9 protein-coding genes are annotated in these 16153 nt (G+C 71.0%); 5 read left to right on the forward strand and 4 right to left on the reverse strand.

The window, feature by feature from the left end; genetic code table 11:
• Positions 1-152: 152 nt before the first annotated feature.
• From ACWCPN_RS23890 to ACWCPN_RS23910, 5 genes are all read left to right on the forward strand, one after another.
• Positions 153-380, forward strand: a complete 228-nt coding sequence (locus ACWCPN_RS23890; protein ID WP_451209575.1) for a hypothetical protein — start codon at positions 153-155, stop codon at positions 378-380.
• A 64-nt stretch (positions 381-444) separates the two neighbouring features.
• Positions 445-1047 carry an N-acetylmuramoyl-L-alanine amidase gene (locus ACWCPN_RS23895; protein WP_451209579.1) on the forward strand — a complete coding sequence of 201 codons (603 nt, stop codon included), beginning with the start codon at positions 445-447 and terminating at the stop codon, positions 1045-1047.
• 79 nt (positions 1048-1126) lie between these two features.
• On the forward strand, positions 1127-2449 hold the full coding sequence (locus ACWCPN_RS23900; protein WP_451209581.1) for a GAF domain-containing protein: 1323 nt from the start codon (positions 1127-1129) through the stop codon (positions 2447-2449).
• A gap of 56 nt (positions 2450-2505) precedes the next feature.
• Complete coding sequence (adh, locus tag ACWCPN_RS23905) at positions 2506-4029, forward strand: aldehyde dehydrogenase (RefSeq protein ID WP_392293782.1); 1524 nt, start codon at positions 2506-2508, stop codon at positions 4027-4029.
• 220 nt (positions 4030-4249) lie between these two features.
• Positions 4250-5470 carry a metallophosphoesterase gene (locus ACWCPN_RS23910; RefSeq protein WP_451209584.1) on the forward strand — a complete coding sequence of 407 codons (1221 nt, stop codon included), beginning with the start codon at positions 4250-4252 and terminating at the stop codon, positions 5468-5470.
• Between the two features lie 82 nt (positions 5471-5552).
• Here ACWCPN_RS23910 and ACWCPN_RS23915 read toward each other — a convergent pair whose 3' ends face one another.
• The 4 genes from ACWCPN_RS23915 to ACWCPN_RS23930 form a co-directional block, all read right to left on the reverse strand.
• The gene (locus tag ACWCPN_RS23915) at positions 5553-7415 is read right to left on the reverse strand and encodes an ABC transporter ATP-binding protein (RefSeq protein ID WP_451209589.1); all 1863 of its coding nucleotides are present in this window, start codon (positions 7413-7415) and stop codon (positions 5553-5555) included.
• Between the two features lie 112 nt (positions 7416-7527).
• On the reverse strand, positions 7528-7974 hold the full coding sequence (locus ACWCPN_RS23920) for a hypothetical protein (protein WP_451209592.1): 447 nt from the start codon (positions 7972-7974) through the stop codon (positions 7528-7530).
• A 40-nt stretch (positions 7975-8014) separates the two neighbouring features.
• On the reverse strand, positions 8015-12679 hold the full coding sequence (locus ACWCPN_RS23925; RefSeq protein WP_451209595.1) for a peptidoglycan-binding domain-containing protein: 4665 nt from the start codon (positions 12677-12679) through the stop codon (positions 8015-8017).
• Between the two features lie 5 nt (positions 12680-12684).
• Complete coding sequence (locus tag ACWCPN_RS23930; protein WP_451209599.1) at positions 12685-15936, reverse strand: hypothetical protein; 3252 nt, start codon at positions 15934-15936, stop codon at positions 12685-12687.
• Positions 15937-16153 lie beyond the last annotated feature (217 nt).

The following is a 16153-nucleotide window of genomic DNA, read 5'->3' on the forward strand; positions in this document are numbered from 1 at the left end:
TTCTGCCCAACTCTCCCACGACGTACCGTAATTCGCACGGGACACATCCGCCGGGACCACCCGGCGCCGTCCCGTGCGCCGAGGAACGCGCACGCGTCGAGTGAGGCCGGCCGACATCCCTCGCGGGACACACACCGGCGTACAGGGGAGGGATGACGGTGGCTGTGGAGCGCGCACCGAACACCGCGGTGGCCGTCGGTCACCGCGAGGACGCCGCCGCCCTGTGGCCCCGGTTGGAGTCAGACACGCGGCGGATCCCGGCCGACTCGGCGCGTCCGCTGGAGGACGCGTTCCGGATATCGCAGCTTGACCTGGTGCGGTGGCTGGTGCGCGGCACGCACACGCGGCCGCGCCGGACCGCGCGGCACCTCCACCCCTGACGTCGCGTCAACCACTCACGGCACGGCCCCCATCCCCCCACCCGCTCCCGAAAGGCGGCAGACGATGGACACGAACCGGCCCGGACTCCAGCTCAGCAGGCGACGGATCCTGATGGGAGCGGCGCTCGCCGCGGTCCCCTCCGTCATGCTCCCCGACGCCCGTGCGGGCGCGCAGACGACCGTGGACTACCCCTCGGCCGAGTGGCAGCCGGCGGTCTCCACCAACTACACGGCGTCGAACCGCCCCGGCAGCTACACCATCGACCGCGTGATCATCCACATCACGCAGGAGACGTACGCCGACACGCTGGCCATCTTCCGCAACCCCGACAAGAAGGTGTCCGCCCACTACGTGGTCCGCTCGGCGGACGGTCACGTGGCGCAGTGCGTGCGCGAGCGGGACGTCGCCTGGCACGCGGGCAACTGGGACTACAACACCCGCAGCGTCGGCATCGAGCATGAGGGCTGGGTGGATCAGCCGGCCTACTTCACCAACGCCCTCTACGAGCAGTCCGCGAAGCTGACGGCGTCGATCTGCGCCCGCTACGGCATCCCCAGGGACAGACAGCACATCATCGGCCACTACGAGGTGCCGGGCAGCGACCACTCCGATCCCGGACCGCTGTGGGACTGGGTGCGCTACATCAGACTGGTCAATTTCGGCTGAGCGAGCTGTCGAACCGGTTGTCCCCGCCAACACGTCGAGTAACGATGGTGCCAGCCGTTTCACCGTCCGGGAGGGCCAGTTGACCGATCCCTGGGTGGCCCTGGAACCGGGGGCCGATCCCGCCGAGCGCGTCCGGGCGCTGCGCCGGGCACACGAGACGTTCACCACGGCGGGGACGGTGCCGCGCCCGGTGCGCTCGGTGGTGGCCGAATCCTGGCGGCGCAGCGCCCGGGCCGGGGTGGGACCGGACGGCACGGCGAACGTGGAGCTGACCGACGGCGATCTCGGCGCCCACCGGGCCGAGCACCCGCTGGCCCGGGTGATGCCGCTGTTCCGGGAACTGATGGGCTCGTTCGCCGCCGACGGAGAGCATCTGCTGGCGGTGTGCGACGCGCACGGCCGACTGCTGTGGGTCGAGGGGCACCCGGCGACCCGGCGCCTGGCGGACCGGATGAACTTCGTGCCGGGCGCTCTCTGGTCGGAGGCGGCGGTCGGCACCAACGCGCCGGGGACGGCCGTCGCGCTGGACCGGCCGGTGCAGGTGTTCGCGGCTGAGCACTTCATACGGCGGGTGCAGCCGTGGACCTGCGCGGCCGCGCCGGTGCACGACCCGCACACCGGGCGGGTCCTGGGCGCCGTGGACATCACCGGCGGAGACGGGCTGGCGCACCCGCACAGTCTGGGCTTCGTGCAGGCGGTGGCCCGGGCCGCCGAGTCGCAGCTCGCGCTGCTGGCGCCGTCCCCGGTCGCCGAGGACACGGCCCTGCTCAGCGCGCTGGGCCGGGACGAGGCCGAACTCCGCCTGGGCGGACGGCGGGTCCGGCTGTGCCGCCGGCACAGCGAGATCCTCGTGCTGCTGGCCCGTCATCCCGAGGGGCTGACCGGAGACGAACTGCTCTGCGCGCTGTACGAGGACGCGGCGGTGACCCCGGTGACGCTGCGTGCCGAACTGGCGCGACTGCGCCGGCTGACCGGGCCGGGACTGCTCGCCTCACGGCCGTACCGGCTGACGGTGCCGGTGGAGGCCGACGTGACCGTGGTGGAGCGGCGGCTGGAGACGGGCGCGCTGACCGGGGCGGTGGCGGCGTACACCGGTCCGCTGCTGCCGGGCTCGCAGGCCCCGGCGGTGGTACGGCTCAGGCGGCGCCTCGCCGAGGGGATGCGGTCGGCGCTGATCGCGCACCGCGACCCCGACCTGCTCGCCGGCTGGGCGCGCGCCCCGTGGGGCGAGGACGACCTGGAGGTGTGGCGGGCGCTGGCGGCGGTGCGGCCGTCGGCGTCGGTACGGGCGCGGCTCGCGGCGCTGGAGGGCGAGCTGGCCGTGCCGGCACCCCCGCGCCGCCGGGCGCCCGGGCCTCCGTCGCGCCGCGGCGCAACGTACTCGCAACGTCGGCGCGCCTAGCCTCGCGCCGAGAGCTGCCCAACGGCGGGCAGCGCTTCACCGGGAGGCAGACCAGCATGACCCGTTACGCGGCGCCCGGCTCCGAGGGCGCGATCGTCTCCTACCAGGCGCGCTACGACCACTTCATCGGCGGCGAGTACGTGCCACCGGTGCGCGGGCAGTACTTCGAGAACCCGTCACCGGTCAACGGGCAGCCGTTCACCGAGATCGCGCGCGGCACCGCGGAGGATGTGGAGCGGGCGCTGGACGCGGCGCACGAGGCCGCGCCCGGATGGGGCCGCACGGCGGTGGCGGAGCGCTCCGACGTCCTGCTGCGGATCGCCGACCGCATGCAGGCGAACCTCGAGGCGCTCGCGGTGGCCGAGAGCTGGGAGAACGGCAAGCCGGTGCGGGAGACGCTGGCGGCGGACATCCCCCTCGCCATCGACCACTTCCGCTACTTCGCGGGCGCCATCCGCGCCCAGGAGGGCTCGCTGAGCGAGGTCGACGACGACACGGTGGCGTACCACTTCCACGAGCCGCTCGGCGTGGTCGCGCAGATCATCCCGTGGAACTTCCCGATCCTGATGGCCGCCTGGAAGCTCGCCCCGGCGCTCGCGGCGGGCAACGCGGTCGTCCTCAAGCCGGCCGAGCAGACCCCGGCGTCCATCCACTACTGGGTGAGCCTGATCGCCGACCTGCTGCCGCCGGGCGTGCTCAACATCGTCAACGGCTTCGGCGCGGAGGCGGGCAAGCCGCTGGCCTCCAGCCCGCGGGTGGCGAAGGTGGCGTTCACCGGGGAGACGACGACCGGGCGGCTGATCATGCAGTACGCCTCGGAGAACATCAAGCCGGTCACGCTGGAACTCGGCGGCAAGTCCCCGAACATCTTCTTCGACGACGTCTGGGCGCACGACGACGACTTCCGGGACAAGGCCCTCGAGGGCTTCACGATGTTCGCGCTCAACCAGGGAGAGGTGTGCACCTGTCCCTCCCGGGCGCTCGTCCAGCGGGGTAACTACGCCGAGTTCCTGGAGGCGGCGGTGGCCCGCACCCGGTTGATCAAGCCGGGGCACCCGCTCGACACCGACACCATGATCGGCGCGCAGGCGTCCAACGACCAGCTGGAGAAGATCCTCTCCTACCTGGACATCGGCCGGCAGGAGGGCGCCAAGGTCCTCACCGGGGGCGAGCGCATCGAGTACGACGGCGAGCTCAAGGGCGGCTACTACGTCCAGCCGACCATCTTCGAGGGCGACAACCGTATGCGGATCTTCCAGGAGGAGATCTTCGGACCGGTCGTGTCGGTGGCCTCCTTCGACGACTTCGACGACGCCATCAAGATCGCGAACGACACCCTGTACGGCCTGGGCGCGGGCGTGTGGACCCGTGACATGAACACCGCCTACCGCGCGGGCCGGGCGATCCAGGCGGGCCGCGTCTGGACGAACTGCTACCACGCCTACCCGGCGCACGCCGCGTTCGGCGGCTACAAGCAGTCCGGAATCGGCCGCGAGACGCACCGGATGATGCTGGACCACTACCAGCAGACGAAGAACCTGCTGGTGTCGTACTCGCCCAAGAAGCTGGGCTTCTTCTAGAGCCTCCACCGGGGTGCCCGGAGGCGCTTTCGTCCTCCGGGCAACCCGGCACGACGGCTCCGCGGCGGAGTCCTGCCGTCCCCTGGAGAACCCTCGCCCCGAGGGGCCGCGCCCCTGAACGCCGACCGGCTGGTCGGCTGGTCGGCTGGTCGGCTGGTCGGCTGGTCAAAGGCGACCGGATACAGTGCGGGGGACGGCAGTCCGGCCGGGGAGGGTAAGCGTGACCGACATCAGCAACACCCGGCCCTCCGAGGGTGAGGCGCGAGCGCCGCGGCGGAGCCGACTGCACCGCCTGATGCGTTACATCCCCCTGATCGCCCCCGTCCTGCTGTGGGCCGTGCCCTGCTGGGTGCTCCTGTACACCGGTCAGCACTGGGCGCTGCCCGTCACGGCGGCCTGCACCGCGCTGTTCGCCCTCGGCCTCGTCGGTATGCCGCTCGCGATGGTGCGCGGCCACGGCCGGCGTCAGCAGGACGGGGCGGCGGTCGCCGGTGTCACGCTGCTGGGCGCGAGCTGGGTCCTGTTCACCTGGTCCGTCCTGCTCGGCGTCCTCTTGAGGCTCGCCCTGACCGTGGCCGGCGTCGGCGAGAGCCAGGACCGGGCCCGCATCGTCACCTGGGCCGTCCTCGGCGTGACCGCCGTGCTCCTCGGCTGGGGGTACGCCGAAGCCCGCCGCGTGCCACGCGTGCGCCGGCTCGACGTGCGACTCCCGCGGCTGGGAGCCGGTCTTGACGGCACCCGCGTCGTCCTCATCACCGACACCCACTACGGCCCGCTGGACCGCGCTCGCTGGTCGGCACGGGTGTGCGAGACCGTGAACACCCTGGAAGCCGACCTGGTCTGCCACACCGGTGACATCGCGGACGGCACGGCCGAACGCCGCCGCGCCCAAGCCGCCCCACTCGGCACCGTGCGGGCGACCCGGGCCCGTGTGTACGTCACCGGCAACCACGAGTACTACAGCGAGGCCCAGGGCTGGGTCGACCTGATGGACGAACTGGGCTGGGAGCCGCTGCGCAACCGCCATCTGCTGCTCGAACGCGGCGGCGACACCCTCGTGGTCGCCGGGGTGGACGACGTCACCGCCGAGTCCTCCGGCCTGGCGGGCCACCGTGCCCACCTCACCGGAGCCCTCAACGGCGCCGACCCCGACCTGCCCGTCCTGCTCCTGGCACACCAGCCCAAGTTCATCGACCGGGCGGCCGCCGCCGGCGTCGACCTCCAGCTCTCCGGACACACCCACGGCGGCCAGATCTGGCCCTTCCACCACCTGGTCCGTCTCGACCAGCCCGCCCTCGCCGGCCTCAGCCACCACGGCGCCCGCACCCTGCTCTACACCAGCCGCGGCACCGGCTTCTGGGGCCCGCCGTTCCGCGTCTTCGCCCCCAGCGAGATCACCCTGCTCGTCCTCCGCTCCCCGCACCCGCCCACCGCGCCGTAGCACCGGGCGGGCCGAAAGTCCCGCTCGGAGGCGTCCGCGAGCCGAGTGCGCGACGGCGACGGACGAGCAGGCACCGGGCGGCTCACCGCTCGCCCGGCGGACCGATGTCGGCGACCGCCTGCAGGTCCGGGACCGAGAGCCCGGGGACCGGCTCTGCGCTCTCGCCGAGGAAGCCGCCCGACTGGTGCTGCCACAGCTTGGCGTAGGCACCGTTCACCGCGAGCAGCTCCGCATGGGTGCCCTGCTCGACGACGCTCCCGCGGTCGAGGACGACGAGACGGTCCATACCGGCGACGGTGCTCAGTCGGTGGGCGACCACGAGGGCCGTACGTCCGTCCATCAACCGCCACAGTGCGTCCTGGACGAGGAGCTCGCTCTCCGAGTCCAGCGCGCTGGTCGCCTCGTCGAGCAGCAGGATCGGGGCGTCGCGCAGGATGGCCCTGGCGAGGGCGACGCGCTGGCGCTGGCCGCCGGAGAGTTTCACCCCCCGCTCCCCCACCAGGGTGGCGAAGCCGTTGGGGAGCTGGTCGGCGAACTCCGTGACGTGCGCGGCCGCGGCGGCGGCGTGGACCTCCGCGTCGGTGGCGTCGGGCCGGGCGAAGGCGATGTTGTCCCGCAGGCTGCGGTGGAACATGGCGGGTTCCTGCGGCACGTAGGCGATCAGGGAGCGCAGGTCGCTCTGGCGCAGCCGGCTGATGTCCTGACCACCGATCAGGATGCGTCCCTCCTCGATGTCCGACATCCGCAGCAGGAGGCGGGTGAGCGTGGTCTTGCCGCCGCCTGACCTGCCGACCAGTCCGATGCGTGCGCCGGCCGGCACGTCCAGGTCGAGCCCCTCGAAGATCGGCTTCGCGCCCGTGTGGGCGAAGGTCACCGCCTCGAAGCGGACGCCGGCGTCCCGCGGCGCGAGCGGTTCCGGTTCCGTCGGGTCGAGCACGGTGGGCGGATCCAGCAGCAGCTCCGTGAACTGCGCGGCCTCGGTCATCGAGCTTTCCAGACGCCGGTAGATCTGGTTGAACTCGAACATGATCTGGGTGGCGTTGGAGTAGTAGGTGAAAGCGACGACGACCTCCTCCACTCCCTGACCCGGACCCCCGAAGGCGATGGCGATCAACAGGCCCAGCACGTTGGTCAGCACGGACAGGGGGGCGATCAGGGTGTCGACGCGCAGGTTGCCGTAGTCCCACGACCGCAGTGTCAGGCGCCTGGAGTCCGCGACGCGGGTGCGGTGTTCGGCGGCCTCACGCCGCTCGGCCGCGAACGCGCGGATCGTCTCCATGTTCATGAGGCTGTCGGCGACGTGCCCGGAGACCCGGGCGATCGCCGCCTCACGGTCGTTGACGAGCCGCTGCCGGCGACGGATCAGGGGCGTGGCGGCCACCACGGTCGAGGCGATCATCACCAGGAGCCCCACGACGAGCATGGGTGCGTAGCTCCACAGCACCACGGCACCGAACACCAGGGGGACGAGACTGCCCACGATCCGGTACGTCACCGTGTCGACGAAGTCCTCGAAGCGCTTGCCGAAACTCAGCACCCGTTTGGTCAGGGAGCCGGCGAAGTTGTCGTGGAAGAACGCCGCGTCCTTGGCGAGGAGTTCGTCCATGCCGCTCACGTACAGGTGTTCCATGCCCAGTGCGTCCACGCGGTTCAGGCAGTGCTGCCCGACCCGCCAAACGGCCTCGGCGAGCAGCAGCGTCACCCCGAAACCCAGCACGTACGGCAGCGCCGAGCCGAGGGTGAGACCGCCGCCGGCGGCCTGCCCCGCCAGTTTGGCGATCAGCAGGGGGGCGACGTAGCGGATGCCGATGTTGCCCACGGCCGGCAGCAGCAGGGCGGGCAGGGCCAGCCGTCTTAGTCGCAGCAGTTCCCGGCCGTAGCGGCGCAGCGCCAGAACGACCGCGCCCCTGCCCGGCGTCGGCCCTCGCGTGTCTGTCGTCCCCATCACACTCCCGGAGGTTCGGAAGTCGGAAGTGTCCCGTCGGGGGAGGACCTCAGTCCAGGCATTTAACGCGGAACGGCGAGAACCGGACACCGCCGCGGTCGTGGCCCGGTGTTCACTCCGCCGGGGAGAGGACCGCGTAGGTGACCTGGGTGCCGTCGTCGAGCCTCGTGCGGATGAACTGCTCGTTCAGCGTGGGGGTCGAGTTCAGCAGTGAGATGAGCACTCCGACCGGTGCCGTCAGGAATCTGATGACGCCTCCGGCCGCGGTCTCGGCGAACAGCTGCTCCAGGCGCGCGAGCGACGCCTCGGTGAGCAGTTCGGCGATGAAGTCGTCGGTCCCACCCGAGCTTTCGGGAGGACCGTTGTAGATCGTCACGTAGTAGCCGCTGCCCTGGAGCGGGCTGACACTGATCGTGGCGTCGTCGCGGACCGGATTCCCGGCGGGCGCCTCCCTCGGTATCGGGATCAGGGTCCCGTCCGGGTCGGGAGCCGCCTCGAACCGGTCGGTGGTGTCGGTCTGCGGACTGGGCAGGGTGTCCTGCAGTGTCTCGTCGGGCATGGCGGTCTCCTCCTCGGTTCACAGCACCTGTTCATGGGACTCAGCGGTGGCGGAAGTCGCCGCCGGGACCGCGCCGGCCGTGACCGTCGTGGTCGTCGTGGTCGTCGTCCGACCGGTCGTGCTCACCACGCCGGTCGTCGTCGCCATGGTCGTCGCGATCGCCGCCATGGCCGCCGTCCAGCGGCGGGAGGTCGACGGTGTCGCAGTAGATCACCGGCCCGGCAGGCGTGGGTGAGGTCGGTCCGTCGGCCGGGATGCCCTCGGTCTCCATCACCAGCAGGCGCAGGGGGACCCCGCGCCGCACGGGCGGTACCTCGATCCGGCCCGTGTAGGACGGTCGGTCGGACGACTCCGCCTCGGCCGAGACGAGTGGGGTGGCGGTGCCGTCGAGGGTCACCCACCCGAGATCCTGGTCGCTGATGACGTCGTGCCGGCGCTGGAGGCTGGCGGTGATCTGCGGTCGCGAGGACTCGGTCGGCTTCCAGGAAGGGCCGGTGAGGCTGACGGTGAGCGGCCGGCCGGGCCGAACCGTGAGCTCCCGGTCGGGCAGGGTGCGGACCAGGTCGGCGAGGACGACCGGTGAGATCTCGGCTCCCTCGATCGAGTGGGGCTGGTACCGGACCAGGGCGAGGCGAACGAACGGCAGGAAGGCGTCCCCGGTGTCCAGATCCAGGTCGAAGAACCAGCGGCCGTTCGCCTCGCTCTCCCCGTTCCCCGAATTCCTCTCGTCCTTGTCTTTGCTGTCGCTCTTGTCGTCCCCGTCGAACTGCGGGGCGAAGCCGACGACGGTAACGGGGAGACCGCCGGAGAGGGGGTCCATGACGAGTGGCCTGGGCTCCCCCACCGCGTTGGTGAACATCTCCGGGGTCGGGGCCACCACCGGTGCGGAAGGGTGGAGTGGGTCGCGGCCCATCAGGGTGACCTTGGCGTCGCGCAGGGGCTCCGGGTCGCCGCCGGGCGGCTTGCCGAGGACCACGCCGAGCAGTTCACCGTCTCCGGAGGACCACCAGGGGCGGGCCACGTACACACGGATGCCCCCACCGCGTCGTCGCCGGACGATGACGCCCGGCGTCCCTTGGTCCTGATCCAGGGAGAGCGTGGGTACGCAGTAAAGGACCCGCGGAGCCATGGGTTCCGCGCTGCTGAACACCGGGTACTCCCGCGCGGTGCCCGGTACGGTCAGCTCGCTCGCGCCGGGTTCGGCGAAGTCCGCCGGGAAGCAGTCGCCGAACCGGCTGCCCGCCAGCGGGTGATACCGCACCATGCGGTACTTCGTGTCACCGAACTCGTGATTCCCGATGAGGGGCTGGACTTCCTTCGATTCCGCTTTCGCGGCCTCTTCCGCGGCCTGTTCGGCCGCCTCGGTGCTGAAGGTGAGGACACCGTTCTGAAGGACGGCGGCTTGGCTGCCGGGGTCGCCTTTCGTGTCGGCTCTCGCCGTCAGCAGCCCGAACACCGGCGCGGTCATCTCCTGGGTGGCACGTCCGTCGGGGCCCGCGTCCGTCACCTCGGTCCACTCCGCCATCAGGTCGACCCGGCCCGTGCTGGCCTCGTCCAGCGCGATGGTGCCGGCCAGATGCTGCGCCGTCGCCTTCTCGGGGCGTCCGGTCATCGGCGGGTGCAGAGTGAGGACGGGGGTCTTCAGTGGTTTGTCGACCGCGTGGACGAGAGTCAGCTCGTGCCAGGGAGTGAACATCCAGTGGCGACATGCCGCGGCCAGCTCCATCGCACGGTCCGCCATCCTCGACGCGTCGGTTCGCCACGCCGCGGCCTCGCTCTCCGACCGCGGGGCGAGCCCCGCTGCCGCCGGTTCGGGTATCTCACGGCACCAGGAAGCCATGCCCATGAGGTTCTCGTCGAAGTCGATGCCGGAGCACACGCGGACGGTGGCCACGGCTCCCTTGGGCAGTGACACGGTCAGCACCCGGGACGCCTCGTCGAAGGCGGGCGGCGCGGTTCCTTCGGCCAGCCGCAGCCGGAAGGACTTCGGGCGGTGCCAGACATCGCCGTCCCAGGGGATGACGAACGGCTCACCGGCGCGTGTTCCCGGCAGGCCGAAGAGAGCGGCCGCGCGTGCCTCGGGGTCGGGCAGACCACGCATGGCGACCTGTTCACCGGTGTGCAGCGCGATCACCGCCGGGTGCTCGGGGTCCGCCGCGGGTGAGTCGACGGGCTCCAGACGTACGTCCGGACCGGGGTCGTCCAGGGAACCGCTCTCGCGCACGGCCAGTTCGTAGACGGCGCTCTGCACGCTGGGATCGGTGGAGCCGATGGCCTCGTCCAGCAGTCCGTACCGAATAACGGACTGCAGAGCCACCTTCGGCGCCACCAGGTGGCGTTCGTCGACCCCCTGGTAGGGACGGTGCCCCTCTTTCACGACCAGTGGCCTTCGATTGAACTCCGCGGCGTACTGCTCCGCCGTGCTGCCGGTGTCGGGGACCGGCCGCGCGTCGGGGCCGCAGTCGACGGTGAAGCCGCCTTTGAGGCCCAGCTTGGTGAGGGTCTCGCAGCCGGGTGCGCCGTCCGCGTCGCTCCCGGAGAAACCCTGCTTGCGTTGCTCCTCCGCGTATACAGCTCTCGTGAGCTTCCCGAAGTAGCCGTCCGCGCCGCCCGGCAGGTCGTAGCCCAGGGCTACGAGTGCTCTCTGGACGACGGCGATGTCGGCGTTCCTCAGTTCGGGTCGGACGTTGGCCAGCGAGACCCTCGTCCCGCTGTCCGCGGGGCCGGGCGGAGCAGCCGGTGGCGGCTGGTCCCCCGGGCTGCTGCGGATGACCATCCGGAAGGTGGAGGCTCCTTCGGCGAGTGGCAGTCTCTGTACCACCGCCGGCGCCGACACGGGCTCGAACCGCTGGAAGACCAGCGGCCGGTCGGGGATCGCCGCGCCGGGCAGGTGCATCAGGGCATCGGCGCGGTCGAGGTCGAGGCCATGGCCGGCCAGGTCGACGGTACGCAGGCGCACCCGGTAGGCGTGGCGGTACCGCAGGGCCGGCAGGGATCCGCTTCCCGCCTTGACCGTGATCTCCAACGGCACCCCCGGCGGCGCCTCGTTCCGGAGGGGCACCGGGGGGTTGGGGGGCGTGTGGCCGTCCGGATCCCCGGGGTCGGTGTCGAGCACGAGGCCCGGGAACGGAGCGGACAGGGACCATCCGCGCCAGACGGCCACGCGTTCGGGCAGATGCAGCGCCGAACCGTTCGGCGGTGAGACCGCGTGGGTCTGGAAGAAACCCTCGTCGGAGGCCTTCAGCAGGAGCGGCCCGCCGTGGGCCTTCCGGTACTCCACGTCGCGGGCGTGCAGCGAGAACCAGGCGTTCCGCTGCTCGTCCCAGATGTCCATCCGGTGGCCGCGGACCAGGTCCCGGGCGGCGAGCACGGGCGGGACCGGCCGGTCCTGAGAGGCAGGGGGGTCCTCGACGTTAGGGGGCGCCTGTCCGTCGTGCTCCCTCTGGTGGTCGACGACGGCCTTGAGACTGTCGTTCTGGTCCATCGGCTTGGCCAGCTCGGGCTTCAGTTCGTCCATGCGCCCGTTCCAGACCAGGGAGATACCGGGGTTGCGCATCGGGGACAGTCCCGTGGCCTCGTCGGACACCGCGACCAGCTTGAGCGCGGCGTCCTCGACGTCCGCCTGCTCCACGGAGAAGGCCGCCGAGAATTCCTCCAGGCCGCGGGAAGGGGCCGCCAGGGCCACCGCGGCCTCAGGTTCGGCCGCAGCCCCTGCCGGGCGGTCGGGAGGCGGCTGCGCGGCGAGAAAGACGCGCCGGCCGGGGACGGGCGGTTCCGGGGCGAGGGGGTCCGTGCCGAAGTAGTAGCGGGTGAGGCAGGCGACGTCGTGCGAGTGGGGTGCCAGTGCCGAGACCCAGCCGGGGACGACCGTCAGGAACCGCTCGCCGTGGGACTCGGGGAGCCCTGACACCTCGAAGGTCAGCACCAGCCCGAGGTGCTGGAGCAGCACCGGGTGGTCGCCGAGCGAGCCGAGCATGGTGTGGAAGTCAGGAGGCGGCGGTGGCGACGGTGGCGGGTGTTGCTCCTCCTGGTCGGCCGCGCGCGGTTCACCGGCCGGAGGCTCGGCGACAGCCGCCGTCTCCACCCCGCCCGGCGGCCCGCCGCTCGGCGGCCCGCCGGGCGCGGACCGGGCGGCCTTCGAGGGGAAGGAGAACGTGTACAGCTTCCTCAGCTCCGTCGGAACCGCGTCGGCACCGGCGACTTCGTCCTGGCTGTCCTGGTGGTGCTTCGTCTGGGTCCCCGGGGGGAGCTCCTGCTGCGAGCGCAGCATCTCCCGCGCCGGAGGCGGCTCCTCCGCGTGCTCCGTCGCCGCCCTGGCATAGACGCCCTTGGTGTACGAGCGGACGTCTTTGGCCGAGTAGCTGGTCAAGTCCTGCTCGTGCGGGTCGGGGTAGGGCTCCAGCTGGGTGTCGCGGTCGAAAAGACTCTGCCACAGGCTCGTGTTCGGTTCCGGGACCTGCGGCCGGAGCGGTTCGGTGAAGGGCACGGGCGGCGACGCGGGGTCACTGGTGGTGGCGAAGGCGAAGGTGATCCCCATGACCGTGCCCGGCCAGTCCTGGAAGTCGGTGAAGGCGCGCAGCGTCTGGTCCGTATCGGGGGACGGGTACAGCCGAGGCGTCACGAACACCGACACCCGTGCCCGGGTGCCGTCCTGCGAGAGCCCGGCGGGCAGGACCGTCCAGCTGATGTGCTGTTCGAGGGGCATGGACATCACCCGTGGGATTGGGGAGCGTACGCCTGGCAGAACTCGCGCCAGTACGGTTCCAGCGGGACGCAGTCGGCGAAGGTCGGGTCGCGCGGGGCTCCGGAGAAGCTCCGTTCGAGTTCGAGCGTCACGGACTTGCTGAAGAAGGCGATCCGCACGCTGACCGTGAGCGTCCCCCTGCCGCGGACCACCGACTCACGTCCGTTGTGCTCGTAGCGGAGTTCGAGGTCGAACTCGACGGACACCGTGACGATGCCCAGCACGCACAGAAAGCCGCCGCAGCGCAGATAGCCGGTGAGCGAGACCTTGTCCAGCGTTGCCGGTTCGCCGTCGTGCGCCGCTGTGCCTCTCTCCAGCACGAAGCAGATACCCGCCATGATCGAGACCCCGCCGCTCGCGACCCCGAGGTCCAGTGCGGCGGCGCCGCCGAACTCCAGCGCCCCCTCTATCCGCCGTATACCGGCGGTGTCGACCTCCATGAAGAAGTAGCCGCCGCCACCGAGAAGGGACACGGTGAGGTGGAAAGGATGCTGCGGCTCGGCGACGGAGAACCTGAACGAGACCGGCTCGTCGCCGAAGGGAATCCTCACCTCGGCGGCCAGCGAGAGGTTGGACAGCATGAAGACGCCGATCGGCAGGGTCGGGACCACGAGCTTGTACCCCGTCCGGACACCGCTCGCGTCGATGTCCACGTAGGCGCCGGCTCCGAAGGCGTCGGCGGGCAGTGCGCTGCGCAGGGTGTTGATGAACTCCAGGTCGTTCTTGAACGTCAGCTTCACGCCGTCGGCGGTGACGTCGGGCTTCTTCCCCGGGCCGGACCTGAACCTCAGCTCGTCGAAATGCACTTGGGCGATCCCGAAGAAGTCCAGGGCGAAGTCGGTCAGTGTGCCCTGCACGGTGGACTTGTCGACGTTGTCCTGTGAGCGGATGGTCCGGGCGTCCAGTGTCAGCATGGAGTTCTCCACGTCGACCGGTACCGGCGGTGGCGGGGGCTCATCGGGCTTCGGCTTCGGTTCCACTCTCGGGCCCAGCCGGGTCTTCCAGACGTAGCGCAATTCCTTGCCCTGGCCGTCCCGCAGGTCGCGGACCCGCAGCACCGGTGCCGGCAGCACACCGTCCGGGGCACTCAGGATGTTCTCGATCTGCTCGTCGTCCAGATTCCGCGCCGTCCCGGCGTGGGGCACGTCCCGCAGGAACTCGTCGAGGGGGATCTTGCCGAGCAGCTTTGCTCCGGCGAACAACTTCCTTATGCCGTCGAAGTTCGTGTCCGCTCGGTAGACGTCCGGTACGACACCGGCCTGAGCGGTGATCAACTTGAGCTCGGTCCTGGGGCTGGCGACGCCTCCGGCCTGCTCGGTACCGATGGAGACCGTGACAGACGACTCGAGATCGAGGTAGGCGCCCGCCGGATGGCCGTCCACGGCTCGCTCGAGGTAGGTGTCGTTGAACCTGACGCCCCGGTAACCGGCGTTGCCGGTGAACTGCTCGACGGCGGGAACGCGTACGTTCGCCTTCCGCACGAAGGGCGTACCGACCTTGTGGAGCTCGAAGGTCAGGTCGTCGACCGGATGGCTGGTGCTGCCGGGCACGCCCTCCGGCGGCTGGGCCATGGCCATCACCTGGCCGTTCACCTTGCCCGTCATGCGGTCGGGCTTCTCGCCGAGCAGCCTGCGCACCAGAGTCTCGGTGTCGATGGCCGCATGCCCGCCGTCGGGCAGCGGTGCAGCCGGATCGACGAGTGGTCCGTCCGGCACATAGATCAGCGGCATTCTGAAGCTGACCTTCCTGCCCTCGCGGTCCGTGCCGATCAGAGTGAACTGGTAGTCCTGTCCGTCGTCGGCGCGCCTCACCCAGAAGGCGACGTTGTCGATGAGCGGCGCATCCGAACCGGGCCGATTCGAAGCCGGTTCCGGCTGACTGATCGGCGGGGTGACACGGTCGGTGACGCGCAGGCTGGTGAAGGGCATCTCCCGCCCTGCGTGCGGGTAGTCGTCCGCCTGGTACGGGACCTCAGGCTCCTTGACGACGATGCGGTCCTCCCGCCGCAGATAGGCGACGATTCCGCCCTGCGGGTCGGTGACGAACACCCGCCGGAACTCCGCCACGTGCGACGCCCGGTGCCTGGTGCACAGACGGCCGCGGGTGACGACGCGCACGTACTGGTCACGCCCCAGACCCGTGATGTGGTCGTACATCTCCAGGTTGGGGTATTGCCGTCCGGCCGCCCTGTACCGGTCTTCGTCGTTCTCGTGCGGTTCCTCCCAGACGCCGTGCAGATGGGCCGACGCGCCGAGCGGCGTGACGATGAACTGTTCCGACTGCAATGACGCGCTGGGGACCTGGATGGGCGGGCCGCCCGGTGGCACGAGTTCGGTGCGGCTGGTGAGGGTGACGATGTCCGCCCGGTTCCTGTCGCTGAGGGAGCCGCTCCCGAGGTGCTTGTCGCGGTCCGGAACCGCCGCGAAGGCCCGGAGCGGGACGTCTCCGCCCCGTGTGGAGTGCAGTCGCGCGTGCCACAAGGCGGTACGCCCGTCGGCCCGGTGGGGTTGCGGCCTGCTCAGCCAGTCCACCGGGCCGTCGTAGGTGATGAGCAGCCAGGTGGGAAATTCGAGGACGCTCCCGGGGACCCCCTGGAAGCCCGTGGGCCCCGCGGCGCCCGCGGGCAGGCCGGACAGATCCGTCAGCGGCACGAGCCGCTCCCAGTCGAGCAGCGCCTCCAGCGAGAGGTCCAGGCCGTTCAGGTCGGTCGGCACCGAGAAGGACAGCGTCGTCGGGCCGGCGGTGAAGGCTCTGACCGGTGCGGACGGGGCCGGGGTCTGCAGCGGGAAAGCCTGCTCCATGACGTGCTGTGGTGGCAGCACGGCCACGACGAACGCCGGCGTACCCGGAATCCGCGGTACCAGACGACTGCCGTCCCGGCGCAGATTGATCAGGCTGATGTCGACGACGAGCATGTCCGCCGGCCGCACCACCCGGAACGGGCCCTCGGCGACGTCCTCCGTGTGTACCGGTCCGGGGTCCGGGTGCCGGTCCGGGCCCGGTCCGCGGGACCTGTCCCAGCCGGAGTCCCGGCCGCGGTCCGAGTTCCAGCCGCCGCCGGAGCGCCTGCCCCCGTCGGAGTTCCAGCCGCCACCGTGGCCACCGCCACCGTGGCCACCGCCGCCACCGCCGCCACCGCCGTGAAGGCCCTCGGCGGGATGGTCGCGCAGGTCGTGGTGGAGCCCGGGAACCACAGGACGCGTCGTGTGGAGAGCCATGGGTGAACGCCTCGTTCGAGTTCGAGATCGTGAAGATCTTCGAGGGCGTGAGAACCGAGGGCGGCGCGCGACGGCGCCGCTCACCTCTCCCCTGATTCTCACCCCGGCGACGTATCCATGCCACCGGAGCCGGGACACCGAGGCAGGCGGTTTCACGGTCAACCAGTGACGCTTCAAATGAATGTGACGTGACATCAGCCGACACGCTCACGCGTTG

This window comes from Streptomyces sp. NPDC002386, from assembly GCF_053593175.1.

Bases quoted from the DNA above. Each gene is read 5' to 3' on its own strand.
- ACWCPN_RS23930 (WP_451209599.1), bottom strand. From the start codon at position 15,936: ATGGCTCTCCACACGACGCGTCCTGTGGTTCCCGGGCTCCACCACGAC.
- ACWCPN_RS23915 (WP_451209589.1), bottom strand. From the start codon at position 7,415: ATGGGGACGACAGACACGCGAGGGCCGACGCCGGGCAGGGGCGCGGTC.
- adh (WP_392293782.1), top strand. From the start codon at position 2,506: ATGACCCGTTACGCGGCGCCCGGCTCCGAGGGCGCGATCGTCTCCTAC.
- ACWCPN_RS23920 (WP_451209592.1), bottom strand. From the start codon at position 7,974: ATGCCCGACGAGACACTGCAGGACACCCTGCCCAGTCCGCAGACCGAC.
- ACWCPN_RS23925 (WP_451209595.1), bottom strand. From the start codon at position 12,679: ATGCCCCTCGAACAGCACATCAGCTGGACGGTCCTGCCCGCCGGGCTC.
- ACWCPN_RS23895 (WP_451209579.1), top strand. From the start codon at position 445: ATGGACACGAACCGGCCCGGACTCCAGCTCAGCAGGCGACGGATCCTG.
- ACWCPN_RS23890 (WP_451209575.1), top strand. From the start codon at position 153: ATGACGGTGGCTGTGGAGCGCGCACCGAACACCGCGGTGGCCGTCGGT.